This is a genomic window from Dongia mobilis (assembly GCF_004363235.1).
GTDB lineage: Bacteria > Pseudomonadota > Alphaproteobacteria > Dongiales > Dongiaceae > Dongia > Dongia mobilis.
On the sequence record NZ_SNYW01000007.1, the window covers coordinates 492,939 to 512,109 of the forward strand.

Annotated in this window: 17 protein-coding genes; 9 read left to right on the plus strand and 8 right to left on the minus strand. The window is 65.5% G+C overall.

Annotation, left to right across the window (positions count from 1 at the left end; all coding sequences use genetic code 11):
• Positions 1 to 12: 12 nt before the first annotated feature.
• Together A8950_RS08035 and A8950_RS08040 are read right to left on the minus strand one after the other, a co-directional pair.
• Positions 13 to 951, minus strand: coding sequence for an alpha-E domain-containing protein (locus tag A8950_RS08035; RefSeq protein ID WP_133613105.1), 939 nt, complete (start codon positions 949 to 951; stop codon positions 13 to 15).
• Position 952: 1 nt separating this feature from the next.
• Complete coding sequence (locus tag A8950_RS08040; RefSeq protein ID WP_208109790.1) at positions 953 to 2,389, minus strand: circularly permuted type 2 ATP-grasp protein; 1,437 nt, start codon at positions 2,387 to 2,389, stop codon at positions 953 to 955.
• 399 nt (positions 2,390 to 2,788) lie between these two features.
• Between A8950_RS08040 and A8950_RS08045 the strand changes: the two genes are divergently transcribed.
• From A8950_RS08045 to A8950_RS08060, 4 genes are all read left to right on the plus strand, one after another.
• A complete protein-coding gene (locus A8950_RS08045) occupies positions 2,789 to 3,568 on the plus strand; it encodes a metal ABC transporter ATP-binding protein (RefSeq protein WP_133613106.1) in 780 nt (259 codons plus the stop codon).
• Positions 3,569 to 3,576: 8 nt separating this feature from the next.
• Positions 3,577 to 4,446, plus strand: coding sequence for a metal ABC transporter permease (locus A8950_RS08050; protein WP_133613107.1), 870 nt, complete (start codon positions 3,577 to 3,579; stop codon positions 4,444 to 4,446).
• Between the two features lie 111 nt (positions 4,447 to 4,557).
• Positions 4,558 to 5,301, plus strand: a complete 744-nt coding sequence (locus A8950_RS08055; protein WP_133613108.1) for a type 1 glutamine amidotransferase — start codon at positions 4,558 to 4,560, stop codon at positions 5,299 to 5,301.
• A 43-nt stretch (positions 5,302 to 5,344) separates the two neighbouring features.
• Positions 5,345 to 6,256 (plus strand): DMT family transporter, encoded by a 912-nt coding sequence (locus A8950_RS08060; RefSeq protein ID WP_166645056.1) that lies wholly within the window; start codon positions 5,345 to 5,347, stop codon positions 6,254 to 6,256.
• Here the strand turns inward: A8950_RS08060 and A8950_RS08065 are convergent.
• The 6 genes from A8950_RS08065 to A8950_RS08090 form a co-directional block, all read right to left on the minus strand.
• On the minus strand, positions 6,197 to 7,585 hold the full coding sequence (locus tag A8950_RS08065; RefSeq protein ID WP_133613109.1) for an RsmB/NOP family class I SAM-dependent RNA methyltransferase: 1,389 nt from the start codon (positions 7,583 to 7,585) through the stop codon (positions 6,197 to 6,199). The two genes, A8950_RS08060 and A8950_RS08065, sit on opposite strands and share 60 nt — an antisense overlap.
• A gap of 73 nt (positions 7,586 to 7,658) precedes the next feature.
• Positions 7,659 to 9,137 carry an IMP dehydrogenase gene (gene guaB / locus A8950_RS08070; protein ID WP_133613110.1) on the minus strand — a complete coding sequence of 493 codons (1,479 nt, stop codon included), beginning with the start codon at positions 9,135 to 9,137 and terminating at the stop codon, positions 7,659 to 7,661.
• 136 nt (positions 9,138 to 9,273) lie between these two features.
• Positions 9,274 to 10,191 (minus strand): nucleoside hydrolase, encoded by a 918-nt coding sequence (locus tag A8950_RS08075; RefSeq protein WP_166645057.1) that lies wholly within the window; start codon positions 10,189 to 10,191, stop codon positions 9,274 to 9,276.
• Positions 10,192 to 10,204: 13 nt separating this feature from the next.
• Positions 10,205 to 10,960, minus strand: coding sequence for an RlmE family RNA methyltransferase (locus A8950_RS08080; RefSeq protein ID WP_133613112.1), 756 nt, complete (start codon positions 10,958 to 10,960; stop codon positions 10,205 to 10,207).
• Between the two features lie 18 nt (positions 10,961 to 10,978).
• Positions 10,979 to 12,028, minus strand: a complete 1,050-nt coding sequence (locus A8950_RS08085; protein ID WP_243735564.1) for a Ppx/GppA phosphatase family protein — start codon at positions 12,026 to 12,028, stop codon at positions 10,979 to 10,981.
• 223 nt (positions 12,029 to 12,251) lie between these two features.
• Positions 12,252 to 13,259: a GlxA family transcriptional regulator gene (locus A8950_RS08090; RefSeq protein WP_133613114.1), complete on the minus strand. Its 1,008-nt coding sequence runs from the start codon at positions 13,257 to 13,259 to the stop codon at positions 12,252 to 12,254.
• A gap of 315 nt (positions 13,260 to 13,574) precedes the next feature.
• Here A8950_RS08090 and A8950_RS08095 point away from each other — a divergent pair, with 315 nt between their 5' ends.
• The 5 genes from A8950_RS08095 (at position 13,575) to A8950_RS08115 (ending at position 19,171) form a co-directional block, all read left to right on the plus strand.
• Positions 13,575 to 14,726, plus strand: coding sequence for an aromatic ring-hydroxylating oxygenase subunit alpha (locus tag A8950_RS08095; RefSeq protein WP_133613115.1), 1,152 nt, complete (start codon positions 13,575 to 13,577; stop codon positions 14,724 to 14,726).
• A 2-nt stretch (positions 14,727 to 14,728) separates the two neighbouring features.
• Complete coding sequence (locus tag A8950_RS08100; protein ID WP_133613116.1) at positions 14,729 to 16,387, plus strand: choline dehydrogenase; 1,659 nt, start codon at positions 14,729 to 14,731, stop codon at positions 16,385 to 16,387.
• Positions 16,384 to 17,145: a class II aldolase/adducin family protein gene (locus A8950_RS08105; protein WP_133613117.1), complete on the plus strand. Its 762-nt coding sequence runs from the start codon at positions 16,384 to 16,386 to the stop codon at positions 17,143 to 17,145. Before A8950_RS08100 ends, A8950_RS08105 begins: the two co-directional genes overlap by 4 nt.
• Positions 17,146 to 17,149: 4 nt before the next feature.
• The gene (locus A8950_RS08110; RefSeq protein ID WP_166645058.1) at positions 17,150 to 18,172 is read left to right on the plus strand and encodes a ferredoxin--NADP reductase; all 1,023 of its coding nucleotides are present in this window, start codon (positions 17,150 to 17,152) and stop codon (positions 18,170 to 18,172) included.
• Between the two features lie 96 nt (positions 18,173 to 18,268).
• Positions 18,269 to 19,171: a bifunctional 5,10-methylenetetrahydrofolate dehydrogenase/5,10-methenyltetrahydrofolate cyclohydrolase gene (locus A8950_RS08115; protein WP_133613119.1), complete on the plus strand. Its 903-nt coding sequence runs from the start codon at positions 18,269 to 18,271 to the stop codon at positions 19,169 to 19,171.

The window sequence follows — 19,171 nt, forward strand, 5'->3', positions numbered from 1 at the left end:
CGTTCTGCCCTCTCAACTCAGGTATTGCGCCGCGATGGCACCGCCCAGCCGGTTGTTGTTGACGATGAAGGCCGAGATGAACTCGTGCAGGCCGCCCTGGAAGACCTGTTCGATGCGGCTGTTCTGCAATTGCACATAGGTGGATCTGGCCAGGCGCTGCGCTTCGCCGTGGCGGCCGTAATCGGAACCGAGGCGCTCCAGATTGCCGACAATTGCCTCGTAGCAGGCGGCGAGCGAGCGCGGCATCTGCTGGTTGAGGATAAGGAGATCGGCAATAAGCCAGGGCTGCAATCCCTGCCGATAGACCCAGTGGTAGGAGGTAAGCGCCGAGACCGCGCGCAGGATCGCCGCCCATTGCGCATAATCGATGCCACCGCCCACCACTGCGTGTTCCGGCAGCAGGACATGGTACTTCACGTCCAGGATGCGGGCCGTGTTGTCGGCCCGCTCGATGAAGATGCCAAGGCGCGCAAACCAATAGGCGTCGTTCCGCAGCATGGTGCGGTAGCCGGAACCGTCGACGCGCAGCGACATTTCCTTCACCCAGTCGAGAAACCGCATCAGGCCGTCGGCATCGGCATGGGCAGGCATCTGCTGCAATTCCAGCCAGGCGCCGTTGATCGCCTCCCACATCTCGCTGGTGAGAGCCGTGCGCACTGCGCGTGCATTGGTGCGGGCGATCTCCAGGCACTTTCGGATTGACGCCGGGTTGTCCTCGGAAAAGGCCAGGAAATCGGTGACGTTGGCCGCGCTCGGTGTCTCGTGGAAGCGCTGGAACAGATCGCGGCAGCCGGCAGTGGCCAGCGCGCTTTCCCATTCATTGGTGCCGGTGCCATAGGCGCGCGGCAGGGCGGAGAGACGCGTCGCGGCTTCCAGCACGCGGGCGAGGTAATCCGCCCGCTCGACATAGCGCGACAGCCAGAAGAGGGAATCAGCGGTGCGGCTCAGCATGTCAGGCCCGTGCCTCCGGCATTTCCGGGTCCTCGATCACCCAGGTATCCTTGGTGCCGCCGCCCTGGCTGGAATTGACCACCAGCGAGCCCTGGCGCAGGGCGACACGGGTGAGGCCGCCCGGGACGATGCGGATGCCGTCGGCACCGGTCAGCACGAAGGGGCGCAGATCGACATGGCGGGGGGCGATGCCCTGGTCGACGAAAGCGGGGCAGGTGGAGAGCGAAAGCGTCGGTTGCGCGATGTAATTGGCGGGTGCGGCCAGCAGGCGCTGCCTGAATTCCTCGATGTCGGCGCCGGTTGCGTGGGGGCCAACCAGCATGCCGTACCCGCCCGAGCCATGCACCTCCTTCACCACGAGTTCAGACAGGTGATCCAGCACATAGGCAAGGTCGTCCTTCTGCCGGCAGCGCCAGGTCGGCACATTCTTGAGGATCGGCTCTTCGCCCAGATAGAACCGCACCATGTCGGGGACATAGGAGTAGACCACCTTGTCGTCGACGGCGCCGGTACCCACCGCATTGGCCAGCGTCACATTGCCGGCGGCATAGGCGGCAAACAGGCCGGGGACACCCAGCATCGAGCCTGGATCGAAGACCAGCGGGTCGATGAAGGCATCGTCGAGGCGCCGATAGATGATGTCGACCCGCTTCGGCCCTTCGGTCGTGCGCATGAAGACCACGCTGTCGCGCACGAAAAGGTCGCTGCCCTCGACCAGTTCGATGCCCATCTTGTCGGCGAGGAACGAATGCTCGTAATAGGCCGAATTGTACTGGCCGGGCGTCAGTAGGACCGCAATCGGGTCCTTGTTGGCGTTCCGGGGTGCCGTCGATTGAAGGGTTGCCAGCAACTCGTTGGGATAGTTTTCGATCGGCGCCACGCGATGCGCGGCATAGAGTTCCGGCATCAGGCGGATCGAGATCTCGCGCCCGCCCAGCATGTAGGAAACGCCCGACGGGGTGCGGGCATTGTCCTCCAGCACATAGAAGTCGTCGCCGTCGACGCGCACAATGTCGATACCGGCGATGTGGATGTGGATGCCGTGCGGCACGGCAAGGCCGGCCATTTCCGGCCGGTAGGCAGGGTTCTGCCAGACCAGGTCCTCGGGCACGATGCCGGCCTTCAGAATTTCGCGCGGGCCATAGATGTCGGCGAGATAGTGGTTGAGCGTGCGGATGCGCTGTTCCAGCCCGGTCTTGAGCCGCGCCCATTCAACGCCCGACAGGATGCGCGGGATGATGTCATAGGGGATGATTCGCTCTTCCCCCTGCGCATCGCCATAGACGGCGAAGGTGACGCCGCCGCGGCGATAGAACAATTCCGCCTCCGCCCTGCGCCGCTCCAGCTGCGCCGAGGTGACGCCCTGCAGCCAGCGCGCCACTTCCGCATAGGGCGGGCGGATGCCGCCATCGGCAAAGCGCATCTCGTCAAAGGCCATGGCTCCGTGTCCTTGCGCTTTATGACCCGGGACTTGGTGTCGCCGGTTTGCTTTACCAGGAAATCAGCAAGCGCCATGCCATGGCCTATAGCAGGGTAGTACACTGAAAGAATTGAATTTTATCCAGACGGCGAGAAAGTGTTTCGATCAATGCCCAATATCTGGGCCCAAAAATTGGGCAGGGGGTGCAGGTGCTTTCCCTCCTGGCGCAGATAATGTTATATTATAACAGAATGAATGTTGGCAGGGCGCCATGGCGGCACCCGGGAGCAGGTTGGCGGATATGGCATTTTCCCTTGGTATCGTTCAGCGCTTGGCTTTGGCGACCGCCCTCGGGTTCGGCCTCGCCCTGCTGCTGCGTTGGGCGCTCGCCTGAACGCCCATATCCGAGCGCCGGCCATGGCCCATGAACAAGTCTGCGAGACCGTGCCACCGCCATCGGCAGATACAGCCGATGGCGTCATCCGTCTCGACAACGTCACCATTGCCTATCAGCGCCATCCGGCGGTCCACCACCTCAGCGGCGCCTTCACCCGCGGCAGCCTGACCGCGCTGGTCGGCCCGAACGGGGCCGGCAAGAGTACGCTGCTGAAGGGGATCGTCGGCCTGCTGCCGCTGGATGGCGGCGCCATAACGATTGCGGACCGTTCCGCCCTCGGCTATCTGCCGCAGGTGACCGATGTCGACCGTTCCTTTCCCATGTCCGTGCTGGATGTGGTCAATCTCGGCCATTGGCGGCGGATCGGCGCGCTGGGGCGCCTGACGCCCGCCTTGCGCCAGCGCTCGCGCGATGCCATCGCCGATGTGGGTCTGAAGGGTTTCGAAAGCCGCTCCATCGCCAGCCTCTCGGTCGGCCAGTTCCAGCGTGTCCTGTTTGCACGCCTGATCGCCGCCGACGCCGAACTCATCCTGCTCGACGAGCCGTTCAACGCCGTCGACCAGCGCACGGTCGAGGATTTGATGGCGCTGGTGGATGGCTGGCATCTGGCCGGCAAGACCGTCATCGCGGCATTGCATGACCTCGATTTCGTGCGTCGGCATTTCCCGCAATGCCTGCTGCTGGCACGCGAGCCGGTGGCCTGGGGCCAGACCGCGGCTGTCCTTGCCCCGGAAAACCTGCGCCGGGCGCGGGTGGCGGCCGATGGCTGGCAACCCGGCGCCGACATCTGTGCTGCCTGAAGCCGGCCATGCTGCACGACTATCTCCTGGCGCCCTTCCTCGATTTCGCTTTCATGCGGCGGGCGCTGGTCGCTGTCATCGCCGTTGCGATCATCGCCGGGCCGCTCGGCGTCTTTCTGCAACTCCGGCGCATGAGCCTGATGGGCGACGCCCTCGCCCATGCCATCCTGCCCGGTGTGGCCATCGGTTTCTTCCTGTTCGGCCTCGACCTCTGGGCGATGAGCCTGGGCGGGCTCGTCGCCTGCCTCGCTGTGGCGCTTCTGAGCGGGCTGGTCTCGCGCCTGACCGCCATCAAGGAGGATACCAGCCTTGCCGCCCTCTATCTGGTCTCGCTGGCGCTGGGTGTCCTCATCGTTTCGCTGAAGGGCAGCCCGCGCGACCTGCTCCACATCCTCTTCGGCTCGCTGCTTTCGATCAGCGCGCACGGGCTCGCCCTGGTGGTGGCGACGGCGATCCTTTCGCTGCTGGTTCTGGCGGTGATCTACCGCACGCTGGTGGTGGAATGCTTCGACCCCGCCTTCCTCCGCGCTGTCGGCGGCCACGGGGCGGCCGCGCACATGGCCTTCCTGGTGCTGGTGGCGATCAATCTGGTGGCGGCGATCCAGGCCCTTGGCACGCTGATGGCGGTCGGCCTGATGATTCTGCCCGCCGCCGCCGCGCGCTTCTGGGCCAGAAGTGTCGGTGCCATGGTATCGCTGGGTTCGCTGCTGGCGCTTGCAGCCGGTCTTGGCGGGCTGCTCGGCTCCTACCATTTCGATCTGCCGCCTGGCCCGGCCATCGTGCTCGGTGCCGGTATGGCCTACCTGCTTTCGGTCGCTTTCGGACCGGCCGGTGGCCTTGTCCGGCGTCTTTTCCCCGGCCGGCACCTGCAGCACTGAGTTTTTCCGCACGTCAAATCGGGGCTGCCCTGCGTCCCGTGCATTTGTCAGCGGCACCGCCTTTCCGCATCATGCGGCGGCGCCTGACGGAAACGGGGAGACAGCGACGCGATGAAGATCCTGGTCATCCAGAACGACCCAACATCACCGGTTTCTTTCCTGGGCGACCATCTGCAGGCGGGTGGTGCCCATCTTTCGAACGTCCTGCCGCATCATGGGGGTGACCTGCCGGCCTCGACGGCCGGATATGACGGGGCGATCATCCTGGGTGGCGCCCAGCACGCCAACGACGACACGGACTTTCCCAACCTGCCGCGCGTCTGCGACTTCATCCGGGCCTTCCATGAGGAGGGCAAGCCGCTCCTCGGCCTCTGCCTCGGCGGGCAGTTGATGGCGCGCGCCTTTGGCGGCAGCGTACGGGTGCACGACATCTTCGAATACGGCTACCTGCCGCTCGACCTCACCGCCGAGGGCCAGGCCGATCCGTTGTTTGCCGATCTCGCTCCTCGCCATCACATCATGCAATGGCACGAGGATACCTTCTCCCTGCCCGAGGGAGCCGTCCGCCTGATGACCGGTGCCACCACCGAGAACCAGGCTTTCCGCTACGGCGATACCTCCTATGGCTTCCAATGCCATTTCGAGGTCTCGACCCAGCAGGCCCAGCATTGGATCGAGAATTTCAATCACGTGATCCACAAGAAGCTGGGAATCGACGAAGGCAACAAGGCGATCGACCGCGCCCGCGGCGAACTGGCCCGCCACGGCAATGCGGCGATGGATTTCTGCCGGACCATCGGTTCGCGCTGGGCCGATCTGGTGCGGCGCAAGAGCCGGATAGCGGGCGCCGCCTGACCCAGCCATCTTCCCGCGCCGCAACGACCGGGAAGAAAGCGACATGAATACGACCGCCGCGCCGCGCATGGCCGCCGAGGATTGGCTGCTGCTGGTCATCCTGTCGGCGCTGTGGGGTGGTTCGTTCCTGTTCGCAAAGATCGCGGTTGCCGAGTTGCCGCCGCTCACCCTGGCCTGGTGTCGGGTTGCCTTGTCCGCCATGCTGCTCTTGCCATTGCTGCGGCTTGCCGGCATTGCCTTGCCCCGCGATGCCGCCTTCTGGCGCGATATCGCCATGATGGGCCTGTTCAACAATGCGATTCCTTTCAGCCTGATTTTCTGGGGCCAGCAGGGAATCGGTGCCGGTCTTGCCGCGATCCTCAATGCCATGACGCCGGTTTTCACCGTGCTGGTGGCGCATGCCTTCACTGCTGACGAGCGTTTGGGATGGTGGAAGCTGCTTGGCGTCGCGCTTGGCGTTGCCGGCGTCGTTCTGATGATGGGCTATGGCGTCCTCGCTGGCCTCGGCCATCACCTTGCGGCCGAATTCGCGGTACTTGGTGCTGCCTTCTCCTATGGCATCGCCGGCGTGTTCGGGCGCCGCTTCAAGGCGCGGCCGCCGATGACCGTCGCGGCGGGGCAGCTATCCGCCAGTTCCTGCTGGCTTGCCTTGCCGGTGCTCTGGCTGGACCGACCCTGGCAGCTGGACTTGCCTGGGCGCGAAACGATCCTGGCGGTGCTGGCGCTGGCAGCGCTTTCGACCGCGCTCGCCTATGTCATCTTCTTCCGCATCCTGCGCCGGGCGGGTGCCACAAACCTGTCGCTGGTGACCCTGCTGATTCCGGCCAGCGCCATCCTGCTCGGCTGGGCTGTGCTGGGTGAAAATGTCGCCGCGCACCACCTGGCCGGCATCGGCCTAATCGCCCTCGGTCTCGTCGCTATCGATGGCCGGCTGCCGCGTCTCATCCTGCGCTGACGCCACGCGCTGCATGACGGCGACGAAGAAGCCGTCGGTGCCATGGCGGTGCGGCGTCAGCGAAAGGGTCGCTGCCCCGGTCGGGCAATCGCCGCCGATGACATCGCGCCAGATGTCGGCGACCGGCAGCGGCGCGAAATTCGGGTGCCGCTCCAGGAAGGCCCTTGCCTGCGCGTCGTTCTCGGCGTCGAGCAGCGAGCAGGTGGCATAGACCAGGCGGCCACCTGGCTTCACCAGACGCTGCGCACTTTCCAGGATGCTGGCCTGCAGGGCAATGAGGCGATGCAGATCCTCCTGCTCGAGTTTCCACTTTGCATCCGGGTTGCGCCGCCAGGTACCGGTGCCGGAACAGGGTGCGTCGACCAGCACCCGGTCAAAGCCCCCGGCATGGCGCTTTACCCAGGGATCGCGCTCGCTCTCCAGGCCGCGCCGCTCGACATTGAAGACGCCGGCGCGTTTCAACCGTTCCCCGGCCCGCTCGACCCGGCCCTTCAGCGTATCGCAGGCGACGATCTTGCCCTTGTTCTTCATCTGCGCGGCGATGGCAAGGGTCTTGCCGCCGGCGCCGGCGCAGAAATCCACCACACGCTGGCCGGGCCTGGCGTCGACCAACAGGGCCGCCAGCTGCGATCCTTCGTCCTGCACCTCGATGAGACCGTCCTGGAAGCATTTCAGATTGGCGAGCGGCGGCCGGTTCTCCAGGCGCAGGCCGAGCGGCGACAATGCCGTCGGCACTGCCTCGATGCCCTCCGCCCGCAGCGCTGCCAGCGCCGCGTCGCGGTCGCCCTTCAGCGCATTGACGCGCAGGTCGGTCGCGGCCTCTTCCACCTGCGCTGCCATCTCGCGCTCGAAATGCGGGCCGAACTGCTTGGCGACCAGTGGCTCCAGCCAGTCCGGAAATTCGAAACGTACCCATTTCGGCTGATCGCCATGGCGCAGATCCTGGCCTTCGAGTTCACGCGCAAAGGCGCGCTCGCTGCGGCTCAGCTGCTTCGGCCGGTATTGGCCGCCATCGAAGCTGCCGGCGATCTTGTCGCCGGTCCAGCCGTCGATCAGCGCCAGCTTCGCTATCACGCGCACGCGTTCCAGGTTGGCGATCTCGCGCCTGCCGTCGGGCTGTGCCGGATAGGCGCGGTCGATCCACCAGTCGAGCTTGGCCAGCTGGCGCAGCACGGCATAGGCGGCATCCAGGATCGCGCGCCGGTCCGAACCGCCGATATAGCGTCGGGTGCGAAAGAAGGCGGCGGCCGCGCGGTCGGCCGGTGCCGAGCCGCCGTGGATGGCCGCGAGAAGATCGATTGCCGCCTGGATGCGGGCGCCGGGTGTCATGTTGCTTGTTCCGTCTGAAACGTCAGCGCCCCGCCGAGGCGGGGCGCGGCTCGGTCGCAATAGCTGGTCGTCGTCACATGTTCTGGCGGTAGTTCGGCGCCTCGCGGGTGATCTGCACGTCGTGCACATGGCTTTCCTGCAGCCCGGCATTGGTGATGCGCACGAAGCGGCTCTTGGTCTGCATGTCGGCGATCGTGCCGTTGCCGGTATAGCCCATGGCCGCCTTCAGGCCGCCGACCAGCTGGTGGATCACTGTCCCGGCCGGGCCCTTATAGGCGACGCGGCCCTCGATTCCTTCCGGCACCAGTTTCAGCTTGTCCGAGACTTCTTCCTGGAAATAGCGGTCGGCCGAACCCCTTGCCATGGCACCCAATGAGCCCATGCCGCGATAGGATTTGTAGGAGCGGCCGTTGAGCAGGAAGACCTCGCCCGGCGCCTCGTCGGTGCCGGCCAGCAGCGATCCCACCATGCAGCAATCGGCACCGGCGGCGATGGCCTTGGCCACATCGCCGGAATACTTGATGCCGCCATCGGCGATCACGGGAATGCCGGCCTTGTGGGCGCGCCCGGCCGCGTCGGTAATGGCGGTCAGCTGTGGCACGCCGACGCCGGCGACGATGCGCGTCGTGCAGATCGAGCCCGGGCCGATGCCGATCTTGATCGCATCCGCGCCGGCATCAATCAGCGCCTGGGCGCCTTCGGCCGTCGCCACATTGCCGGCGATCACCTGGGCCGCGTTGGAAAGGCGCTTCACCGCGCCCACTGAATTGAGCACACCCTGGCTGTGGCCATGGGCGGTATCGACCACGATCACGTCGACGCCCGCTTCCAGCAGGGCTTCCGCGCGCCTGAGGCCGTCTTCGCCGACGCCGGTCGCCGCGGCGACGCGCAGGCGCCCGTTCTCGTCCTTGCTGGCATGCGGATAGGCCTGGGCCTTCTCCATGTCCTTCACGGTGATGAGGCCGATACAGCGATAGAACTCGTCCACCACCAGCAGTTTTTCGATGCGGTACTGGTGCAGCAGCTTCCTGGCCTCGTCGCGGCTGACGCCGGGCTTCACCGTCACCAGCTTTTCCTTGGTCATCAGATTGGCGACCGGTTCCTGCAGATTGGTGGCGAAGCGGACGTCGCGATTGGTCAGGATGCCGACCAGCTTGCCGCCGAGCCTGCCGCCCTCCGGGCTTTCCACCACGGGAATGCCGGAGATCGAATGCGTCTGCATCAGTTCCAGGGCGTCGGCCAGGGTCTGGTCGGGATGGATGGTGAGCGGATTGACCACCATGCCGGATTCGAAGCGCTTCACCTTGCGCACTTCCTCGGCCTGGCGGGCGATGTCGAGGTTCTTGTGGATGACGCCCATGCCGCCATTCTGCGCCATACAGATCGCCATGCGCGCCTCGGTGACCGTGTCCATGGCGGAGGAGAGCAGGGGGATGTTGAGCGTGATCCGCTGCGTCAGGCGCGTCTGCGTCTGCGCCTGGGCCGGCAGCACGGCGGAATGCGCCGGTTCCAGGAGTACGTCGTCGAAAGTGAATGCGTCGCGGATCTGCATGATACCAACCTGTCCGGCCCGTTTCGGCCCTGATCTCGATATGAAAAACCGCCCCCGTCGGAGGGCGGTCTAGGTTGGCGGCTCATCATACACATCGCCCGCCTTGCCACAAGCCAAATGGGCCTGCGCCGGACGCCTAGGGGAGTTGCCGCAAACGCTGGGCCAGCAGGTCGAAAATCACATCCGGGTCAGGGGCTTGCAGCAAAGCGTGCGGCGCCCCCTCCGATGCTTCCCGCCAGAGCAGCGCGCCCAGGCGCGAGTCTTCGCCGGTGGCGACGCGGCACTGCGCCGGGATTCGCACAAAGAGATCGGGCCGAATCAGATAGGCGATGACCAGGGGGTCGAACAGGGCGTCCGACCTGCCGTCATGGACATAGGCCCCAAGCAGGGCAGCGACGTGGCCAGCTACCCTGGTGCCGGCTGCCGCCAGTCGTGCGATCCGGGCGGGCGTCGCCGCGACCGAGCGCGCCGTCTCGATCGTCACCAGGGTCATCGGCACGCCGCTCTGGCAGACGATATCGGCCGCCTCCGGATCCAGCCAGAAATTATACTCGGCATGCGGCGTCGCATTGCCGCCATTCTCCCGGGCGGCACCACCCATGACGACCATCTCGCGAATGCCCTGGCGCGCTTCCGGGTGTTCGCGCAGCAGCCGCGCGATGTTGGTGAGCGGTCCGATGGGGGCGAGGGCGATGCTGCCGGGTGCCGCCTGCACAAGAGTTTCCGCCAGGAAGGCCACGGCATCTGCGCCATCGACGCCGCGCCCTGCCGGCGGCAGGCCGATTCCGCCGAGGCCGTCACTGCCATGAACGCCCCAGCCTTGCCGGGAAAACTTGCGCGCCAGCGGCTGCCCGGCGCCGAGATGGACCGGCACATCGCTGCGCCCGGCAGCCTCCAGGATGCGAATGGCATTTTCGGCGCAGGCGCCGGCCAGCCCATTGCCATGCACCGCGGTCAGGCCGCGCACTGAAAGTTCCGGCGCGGCCAGGGCCAGCCAGATGGCGATGGCATCATCAATGCCGGGATCGGTATCGATGAGCAGGGGAAGCGCCATGCCCGACGGCAACCTAGCCTCGGAAGCCCTGGGCGACGACATAGATTTCCGCCGATTCCTTGCGGCTGGCCTCGGGCTTCACATGCCGGACGGTGGCGAAGTCGCGCTTCAGCGGCGCCAGCAGATCATTGGTGGCGCCGCCAGCCAGCACCTTGGCGATGAAGGTGCCGCCAGGGGCCAGCACCTCGCGCGCGAATTGCAGGGCGGCCTCCGCCAGGCCGATGATCTTCAGATGATCCGTCTGCGCATGCCCGGTGGAGGAGGCCGCCATGTCAGAGAGCACGACATCCGCCTCGCCACCCAGCATCGCCTTAAGCTTGTCGGGCGCGCTCTCGTCCATGAAATCAAGCTGGATGATCTCGGCGCCGGGAATCGGGTCGACCGCCAGCAGGTCGATCCCGATCACCTTGCCGCGCCGGTTTTCCTTCTCACCCGCGGCACTTTGTACGCGGTCGACGGCCACCTGGGTCCAGCCGCCGGGGGCAGCACCCAGATCGACTACCCGGCCACCGGGCTTGAGGAAATGGTATTTCTCATCAAGCTGCAGCAGTTTGAAGGCGGCCCGCGAGCGATAGCCGCGCTTCTTCGCCTCGGCGACATAGGGGTCGTTGAGCTGGCGCTCGAGCCACCAGGTGGAGGAGGAGCTGCGCTTGGCCGCTGTCTTGACGCGGGTCTTCAGGCCGCGCCCGGTCAGGCCGCCATCGCTGCCCGCTCTGCCGGCACCACTGCCACGCCCGCCCCGCGGTCCCGGACCGCGATTATTGCGCATGATCGAAACCCCGTTTCTTCATCTGTCTTCCGCCGCCTGCAACTGCCGGCCCGGCGCAGTGGTCGCTGCTGGCGCCGCCATCGGGGCTGCCGCGTCGAGATAGACATTGTCGGGCGCCGTGCCGGTCATCAGGCTCATCAGGATGCCCTCGCGCACCCCCCGATCGGCGACGCGGAGGCGTCCCACCGGCCAGAGCCGGCAGACGGCGGACAGGATGGCGCAGCCCGAGAGCACCAGATCCGCCCGTTCGATGCCGATGCAGGGCAGCTGCGCCCGCCCCCGGCAGTCGCGTGTGGCGAGGTCGTGGCTGATGCGCTCGACGTCGCCGAAGCGCAGGAACGAGCCGTCAACCACGTTGCGGTCATAACGTGGCAGGCCGAGCTGGATGCCGGAAAGGGTCGTTACCGTGCCGGAGGTTCCCAGCATCTGCACCTTGCCCTCGCCGATATGCCGGCCGGCGCCGATCGCGCGGCGGAACGGCTCCAATTCGTGCACCACCTTGTCGACCATGCGGCGATAGAAGGTGAGCGGCGCTTCGCCGCCCGTGGCCTCGGCGCCGAATTCCTCGGTCAGACTGACGACGCCATAGGGCATCGAATGCCAGGCGATGATCTCCGGCTGGCGCTGGGCGCCGAGCCGCAGCCAGCCAAGTTCGGTCGAGCCGCCGCCGATATCGAAGATGATGGCGAAGGGGGTGTCGCGGTCGAGCAGGGGCGTACAGCCGCGGAAGGCCAGTTCGGCCTCCTCTCCCGAGGTGATGATGTCGAGGGCGATCCCGGCCTCGTCCTGGGCGCGGCCGACGAAACCGCCGCAATTGGCAGCGCGCCGGCAGGCCTCGGTGGCGACCGCACGTGCCAGGGTGACGCCGCGGCGCTCCATTTTCGCCGCACAAATCTTCAGCGCCTCGATCGTGCGATCCATGGCATCGTCCGACAGGCGGCCGCTCTGCGACACGCCCTCGCCCAGACGGACGATGCGGGAAAAGGCATCGATGACCTGGTAGCTGCCATTGCCTTGCCGGGCGATCAGCAGCCGGCAATTGTTGGTGCCCAGATCCAAGGCCGCCATGACCTGCCCGGGTCTGGCCGCTCGCATACGCCAAAGCGCTGCGGCCGGCGACCCGGATAATCCACCGTTCACGCGCCAGTGCTCCTTTGTCCCGGAACCGGCAACCCATTGAGAAGGCGCGAAAAATATTAACGCAGCCAGTGGGCCGGGCCGATCCCGGTATCATCGCCATTGATCCTACATGGGAAGCGGCCAGAGATAAAGTTGCCCGGTATCGCGCGCTTCACCCCCGGCCCATGGTCCGGTGGCGGAACACCGGGGCGGTGGTCGATTGCTGGCGGTCGGCGCTGGGCGAGCAGCCGAAATGCCGGCGATAGGTGCGCGAGAAGTTCTCCAGCGAGCCGAAGCCGCTGGAAATCGCGACCTCGGTCACCGGCAGATCGGTCTGCTGCAGCAGCTTGTGCGCCTTGGCGAGGCGGAATTGCAGGTATTGCTGTGCCATGCTCATGCCCACATGGCGCTGGAAGTGGCGCTGCAACTGGCGTTCCGACAGGCCGACCCGGGCCGCGACCTCGTGGCACAGCAGCGGTTCGTCGGTGGTCTTCTGCATGATGCCTAGGGCCTGCTGGACCTTCTGGTTGGCGACGCTGCCAAGCGCCGTGTCGGGCGCGTTCTGCTCCTGGTGCGGCGGTCGCTGCCGTGCCATCAGGAAATGCTGTGCCACCTCGTCGGCCAGCCCGGTATCGGTCTGTTCCGCGATCCAGCGCAGCATCATGTCCAGCGTCGTGGTGGCGCCGGCACAGGTCATGCGGCCGCGCCCCATCGTGTAGAGCTGCGTCACCGCCTCGACATCCGGATAGCGCTCCTGGAAACCTTCCAGATTGTCCCAATGTACCGTCGCCGGGTGGCCGTCCAGCAGATGCGCCGCCGCCAGGATCTCGCTGCCCGTCTCGATGGCGCCCATGTCGGCGCCGAAACGGGCCATGCGCCGGAGCCAGTTCAGCAACCGCTGGTCCTCGGCATGTGCCTTCACGTTGAAACTTGCCACCACGATAACAGTGCGATAGGTGCCGATCTCGCCCAGGGCACCGTCGACCGGCAGGTGCATCCCGTTGCTGGCGCGCACCGACAGGCCGTCGAGCGACAGGATCGACCAGCGGAAGATCTGGCGCTGCGCCAGCCAGTTGGCGACGAATAGCGGCTCGATCGCCAGAGCCAGACCCATATTGGAGAATTCCGGCAGCACGACGAAAGCGATGTGATGTGGCGGGTCGGCGGTTTGGTTCGGCATGGGAGCTTTCCGTTGGCCCTCGCGGGCAGGCTTGATCCTGCGCAATTCCAACCTGCCAGAGACAGGTGAATTTGATAATGCTAGCCGAAATTTCGTCTCAAAAAGTCAAAATCAGAAAACAAATCAATAGCGGTATCTCTGTTGATCCTGAAATAAACATTGTATTTCAATTAGATAAAATTGAACTCGACCTTTGCAAAGCCAGTCGCGGGCTTGACCGGATTTGTCGGATAGACGGGGTCGGCCGCCGCCACAATCGATCCATCGCCACACCAACAGCACAGCCGGCGCAGATTTGCGCAAAAGAGGGATGCCATGCTGCACAAGAAGCCCGCCGCCCAGGACCTTGCCTGGGATTACAGCGACCCCACCACCGGCGTTTCCCTGCCGGCGCACTTTTTCTATGACCGCCAGGTCTTCGAGGACGAGAAGCAAGCCATCTTCTTCAAGTGCTGGCATGTCGTCGGCCATGTGAACGAGTTCCGCGAGCCTGGCAATTTCATCTGCCAGGACATCTTCGAGCAGAGCGTCCTGGTCGTCGCCGGCCGCGACGGCGAGATCCGCGCCTTCCACAACGCCTGCCAGCATCGCGGCAACCGCCTCGTCAACGAGCGGCGCGGCAAGCTGCCCTCGGTGCTGCGCTGCCAGTATCATTCCTGGTGCTACGGCCTCGACGGTGCGCTCCGCTCGGCGCCGCGCACCGAATGCCTGAAGAATTTCGACAAGGCGCTCTACGGCCTCAAGCCCGTGCGGCTCGAGATCTTCGCCAGCTTCGTCTACGTGACTCTCGATGACAAGGCGACGTCTCTGGCCGAGAGCCTGCCGGGGGCCGAGGCCGAAATGCGCCGTTTCCTGCCCGACCTCGACAATGTGAAACTGGTCGAAGAGGTCGATGTCATCGTCGACGCCAACTGGAAGGTGATCCAGGAGAACTCGATCGAGGGCTATCACTTCGATCTCTCCGGCCCGGTGCACAAGCATCTGGCCTCGCTGATCGACTTCAACCAGTACCGCCTGACGCCGCGGGAGCGCTGGTGGACCTATATGGCGCCGCCCAATCCGAACGCCAAGGAGGCCTATGGCCTGCCGATCGCCGGAGCGACCTGGCAGACCGACTGGTTCTTCAATATCGGTCTCTGGCCCAACACGACCTTCTACTGCTTCCCCTTCACGGACATGGTCAGCACCTTCATCATGATTCCGCTGGAGCCCGAGAAGTCGCTGCTGCGCTTCGGCTATTACGCGCCGGAGAACCGGCCGACGCCGGAACTGACCAAATCCGCCATCAAGTGGATGAACCAGGAACTGGGCCCGGAAGACATCATGCTGAATGTCACCAACCAGAAGGGCCTGCATTCCCTCGGCTTCCAGCACGGCCGCTATCTGATCGACCCGGAGCATCCCAATCAGAGCGAGCATCTGGTGCACCATTTCCACAAGCTCTGCTACCAGGCGATCCGCGAGTAACCATGCCGGCATATGATTACGTCATCGTCGGCGCGGGTTCGGCCGGCTGCGTGCTGGCCGCCCGCCTGACGGAGGATCCGGCCTGCCGCGTCCTGCTGCTGGAGGCGGGGCCGCGGGACAACAGCTGGAAGATCGACATGCCTTCCGGTATGGGGCAACTCCTCTCCTCGACCCAGTTCAACTGGTCCTATGAGGCAGAGCCGGAACCCTTCCTTGACAACCGGCGCTTGACCCATCCGCGCGGGCGCGTGCTGGGCGGTTCCTCCTCGATCAACGGCATGGTCTATATCCGCGGCCATGCCCGCGACTACGATTCCTGGTCGCAGGCGGGTGCCCGCGGCTGGTCCTATGCCGATGTGCTGCCCTATTTCAAACGGGCCGAGGGGCGCGAGGGCGGTGGCGACGATTATCGCGGCGACGACGGGCCCCTGCATGTCGCGCGGCCCGATCTCTCGCGCCAGCCGCTCGCCAACGCCTTCATCCAGGCCGGCATCGAGGCGGGCTATCCCTATACCCCCGACGTCAACGGCCGCCAGCAGGAAGGCTTTGGCGCCATCGACCGCACCACGCGCGCCGGCAAGCGCTGGAGTGCGGCCAGGGCGTACCTGCATCCGGCGATGGCTCGCCCCAATCTCACTGTGGTCACCGGTGCGCTCGCCCTCGGCATCCGGCTCGAAGGACGGCGCGCATGCGGCGTGGACTATGCCGTGAACGGTCGCGCCGAATATGCCGCGGCGGCGCTGGAGGTGATCGTCAGCGGCGGTGCCATCAATTCGCCGCAGCTGTTGCAGCTTTCGGGCATTGGTGCGCCGGATCACCTGGCCTCGCTTGGGCTCACCGTGAAGCACGCGCTTCCCGGGGTCGGCGAAAACCTCAATGATCATCCGGACATCGTCATCCAGCATCTGTGCAAGCAGAAGGTGACGCTCTATCCGGTCACGCGGGGGCCGCGCAAGATATTGACGGGCATGCGCTGGTTCCTCGACCAGAAGGGGCCGGCCGCCACCAATCATTTCGAGGCCGGCGCCTTCATCCGCAGCCGTGCCGGGATCGAGCATCCCGACCTGCAATTGACCTTCATGCCGCTAGCCGTCATACCGGGCTCGGTCGACAATGTGCCGGACCATGCCTTCCAGGTGCATATCGACCTCATGCGCCCCAAGAGCCTCGGCTATGTAAAGGCCCGCAGCGCCGACCCCCGGCAGCCGCCTGCGATCCGCTTCAATTATTTGAAGGACCCGCAGGACCGCGCCGATCTCCGCGCCAGCGTGCACCTCACCCGCGAGATCCTGTCGCAGAAGGCGATGCAGCCCTTCGCCGGCGACGAGATTTTCCCCGGCATCGATGTCCGCACCGATGACGAGATCGACGCCTTCGTCCGGCGCGCGATCGAGACCTGCTATCACCCGGTCGGCACCTGTAAGATGGGGCGCGCGGAAGACCGGCTCTCGGTGGTCGACGACCAGCTGCGCGTGCATGGGCTTGAGGGCCTGCGCGTGGTGGATGCCTCGATCATGCCGATCATCGTCAGCGGCAATACCAATGCGCCCACCATCATGATCGCCGAGAAGGCCGCCGACATGATCCGGGGCAGGGCGCCGCTGCCGGCGCTGAACCTGCCGGTCGGAACCCCCGAAAATTGGGAAAGGGCACAGAGATGAGCATTGCCGCCGCGCGCGCGCCCTGGGAAGCGCCCGAGATCGCCACTGCCCGCATGGAACTGGCAGCAGCGTTCCGCTGGTTCGCGCGCCTCAACATGCATGAATCGGTCGCCAACCATTTCAGTGTTGCGATATCGGATGATGGCAGGCATTTCCTGATGAATCCGCGCGGCATCCATTTTTCCCGCGTGAAGGCCGGCGACCTGCTCCTGCTTGATGCCGAGGACAGATCGGCGCTGGATCGTCCCGACGCACCGGACCCGACCGCCTGGTTCATCCATGCCCGCCTTCATCGCCTCTTGCCGCAGGCGCGCTGCCTGATGCATCTCCATCCCAAATACGCGACGGCGCTCTCCGCGCTGGACGACAGCACGGTCCTGCCCATCGACCAGAACACCATGCGCTTCCATGGTCGCGTCGCCTATGACGAGGCCTTTGGCGGCATGGCGCTCTCCAACGAGGAGGGCGACCGGCTGGCCGGGGTGATCGGCAATTGCGGCGTATTGATGATGGGCAATCACGGCGTGCTGGTGGCGGCGCCCACCATCGCCCAGGCCTTCGACGAGATGTACTACTTCGAGCGTGCCTGCGAGACGCTGATCACCTGCTATCAGACGGGGAAGAAGCTGCGCGTGGCGAGCGACAACGTGGCCCGCGTGACAGCCAGCCAGTGGGCTGACTATGTCCAGCTCTCCTTCGACCATCTGCGCGAGGTGATGAGGATCCTCGATGCCGAGGAACCCGATTATCGGGACTGAAAAGATGGAACAGGCCGGCTTCTATCCATTGACCGTGCGATCGGTGGTGCCGGAAACGGCTGATGCGGCCTCGCTGGTGTTCGACACGCCGGCAGATGACGTCTTCGACTATCGTGCCGGCCAATACCTCACCCTGCGCCTGCAGATCGCTGGCCGGCCGGTGCTGCGCTGCTATTCCATGTCGAGCGCGCCTGTGGCCGGTGAGCCGCTAGCGATCACGGTGAAGCGCGTTGCCGGCGGTGTTGTCTCGAACTGGCTCATCGACCATGTTCGCCCCGGCGACCGGATATTGGCGCGGCCGCCCAGCGGCACCTTCGTGCTGGCTCCAGAGCCGCGACCCTTGTTGCTTTTCGCCGGCGGCAGCGGCATCACCCCCGTCTTCGCCATCCTGCGCCAGGCATTGGCCGGCGATGGTCCGGCAATCCGCTTCTTCTATGCCAGCCAATCGCCCGAGGCCGAGATTTTCCGCACCGCCCTCGACCGGGTCCAGGCGGCGCATGCCGACCGGCTCACGCTCCACCGCCACTATGATTCCCGTGATGGCCATCCCGACATGGCCCGGCTGGCCGATTTTGCTGTCGGAACCGGTGATGCGATCGCGGAGTCAGCGATTGCCTATGTCTGCGGTCCCGCCCCCTTCATGAACAATGTCGAGGCGGCGCTGGCGCAGGTCGGTCTCGATCCCGCGCGAATCCACAGCGAGCGTTTCGTCATGCCGGCACCGGAAGCGGTACCGGCCCTGGGTGATGCCGCCAGCCTGACGATAGCGATCGATTGCGGCGTCGGCATCCGCCAAATATCCTGCCGCGCCGACCAGACCATCCTGGCGGCAGCGCTCGACCAGCGCCTCCCGGTGCCGTGGTCCTGCGGCCAGGGCATCTGCGGCGCTTGCATCGCGGAATTGACGGCCGGTTCGGTCGCCATGCCGCAAAGCGACCTTCTGACGGCGGAGGAACGCAAGGACGGCCTTATCCTGCTCTGCCAGGCGAGACCTAGGGGACCTGACTGCCGGGTGCGCTTGGTATAGGGCTGACGATCCGGGGCCGGGCTGCGCCAAGGCTGCGGTGGACAGGCGGCTGCGCGGCAGCTAAAAGCGCCCCGGAAGCGAACCGGAGCGAATGTCATGTCGCATGCAGAACTGGATGGCCGCGTGGTGGCCGCGGCGATGCTGGCCGAAACCCGCAAACAGGTGGCCGACCTCAAGGCCGGCGGCTGGGCGCCGAAACTGTGCTCGATCTCGGTCGGCGATGTCAGTGCGGTGCAGCTTTATGTCCGCAACCAGAAGCGCAATGCCGGGAAGGCCGAGATCCAGTTCGAGGAACTGCTTTTTCCTGCCGACATTCACCAGGAACAGCTGCTGGCCGCGATCCACGGCATGAATGCCGACCCGCGCGTCACCGGCATCATCCTGCAGCGACCGGTGCCGAACCACCTTTCCATCAAGCAATTGCAGGCCGCCATCCACCCGCTCAAGGATGTCGAGGGCATGCACCCGGCCTCGATCGGCAACATCGTCTATAACGAGCTGGAACTTGGCCCCTGCACCGCCATGGCCTCGGTCGAGCTGCTGAAACAGACCGGCCTCGGTCTGGCCGGGCTCGAAGTGGTGGTGGTCGGCCATTCCGAGATCGTCGGCAAGCCGATCGCCTTCCTGCTGATGGCCGAGGGCGCCACCGTCACGGTCTGCCATCATATGACGCGCAACCTCGCGGTTCATTCCCGCCGCGCCGACGCGCTCTTCGTCGCCGTCGGCAAGCCCGGCCTCATCACCGCCGAGATGGTGAAGCCGGGTGCCGCCGTGATCGATATCGGCATCAACCAGGTGACGCTGCCGGACAATTCCACCCGGGTCGTGGGTGATGTCGATTTCGATTCCGTCGCCAAGATCGCCGGCTGGATCACGCCGGTGCCGGGCGGCGTCGGCCCGGTCACGGTTGCCGTGCTGATGCGCAATGCCGTCATCGGCGCCACCCGGCAGAAGCGCCATTACGAAAGCCTGTTCGGCCCCGCCCAGGCCGGAATCTAA

What these genes read in the sequence shown, in the direction of transcription:
- A8950_RS08035 (WP_133613105.1), bottom strand. Translation starts at nt 951, where the DNA reads ATGCTGAGCCGCACCGCTGATTCCCTCTTCTGGCTGTCGCGCTATGTC.
- A8950_RS08040 (WP_208109790.1), bottom strand. Translation starts at nt 2,389, where the DNA reads ATGGCCTTTGACGAGATGCGCTTTGCCGATGGCGGCATCCGCCCGCCC.
- A8950_RS08045 (WP_133613106.1), top strand. Translation starts at nt 2,789, where the DNA reads ATGGCCCATGAACAAGTCTGCGAGACCGTGCCACCGCCATCGGCAGAT.
- A8950_RS08050 (WP_133613107.1), top strand. Translation starts at nt 3,577, where the DNA reads ATGCTGCACGACTATCTCCTGGCGCCCTTCCTCGATTTCGCTTTCATG.
- A8950_RS08055 (WP_133613108.1), top strand. Translation starts at nt 4,558, where the DNA reads ATGAAGATCCTGGTCATCCAGAACGACCCAACATCACCGGTTTCTTTC.
- A8950_RS08060 (WP_166645056.1), top strand. Translation starts at nt 5,345, where the DNA reads ATGAATACGACCGCCGCGCCGCGCATGGCCGCCGAGGATTGGCTGCTG.
- A8950_RS08065 (WP_133613109.1), bottom strand. Translation starts at nt 7,585, where the DNA reads ATGACACCCGGCGCCCGCATCCAGGCGGCAATCGATCTTCTCGCGGCC.
- guaB (WP_133613110.1), bottom strand. Translation starts at nt 9,137, where the DNA reads ATGCAGATCCGCGACGCATTCACTTTCGACGACGTACTCCTGGAACCG.
- A8950_RS08075 (WP_166645057.1), bottom strand. Translation starts at nt 10,191, where the DNA reads ATGGCGCTTCCCCTGCTCATCGATACCGATCCCGGCATTGATGATGCC.
- A8950_RS08080 (WP_133613112.1), bottom strand. Translation starts at nt 10,960, where the DNA reads ATGCGCAATAATCGCGGTCCGGGACCGCGGGGCGGGCGTGGCAGTGGT.
- A8950_RS08085 (WP_243735564.1), bottom strand. Translation starts at nt 12,028, where the DNA reads ATGGCGGCCTTGGATCTGGGCACCAACAATTGCCGGCTGCTGATCGCC.
- A8950_RS08090 (WP_133613114.1), bottom strand. Translation starts at nt 13,259, where the DNA reads ATGCCGAACCAAACCGCCGACCCGCCACATCACATCGCTTTCGTCGTG.
- A8950_RS08095 (WP_133613115.1), top strand. Translation starts at nt 13,575, where the DNA reads ATGCTGCACAAGAAGCCCGCCGCCCAGGACCTTGCCTGGGATTACAGC.
- A8950_RS08100 (WP_133613116.1), top strand. Translation starts at nt 14,729, where the DNA reads ATGCCGGCATATGATTACGTCATCGTCGGCGCGGGTTCGGCCGGCTGC.
- A8950_RS08105 (WP_133613117.1), top strand. Translation starts at nt 16,384, where the DNA reads ATGAGCATTGCCGCCGCGCGCGCGCCCTGGGAAGCGCCCGAGATCGCC.
- A8950_RS08110 (WP_166645058.1), top strand. Translation starts at nt 17,150, where the DNA reads ATGGAACAGGCCGGCTTCTATCCATTGACCGTGCGATCGGTGGTGCCG.
- A8950_RS08115 (WP_133613119.1), top strand. Translation starts at nt 18,269, where the DNA reads ATGTCGCATGCAGAACTGGATGGCCGCGTGGTGGCCGCGGCGATGCTG.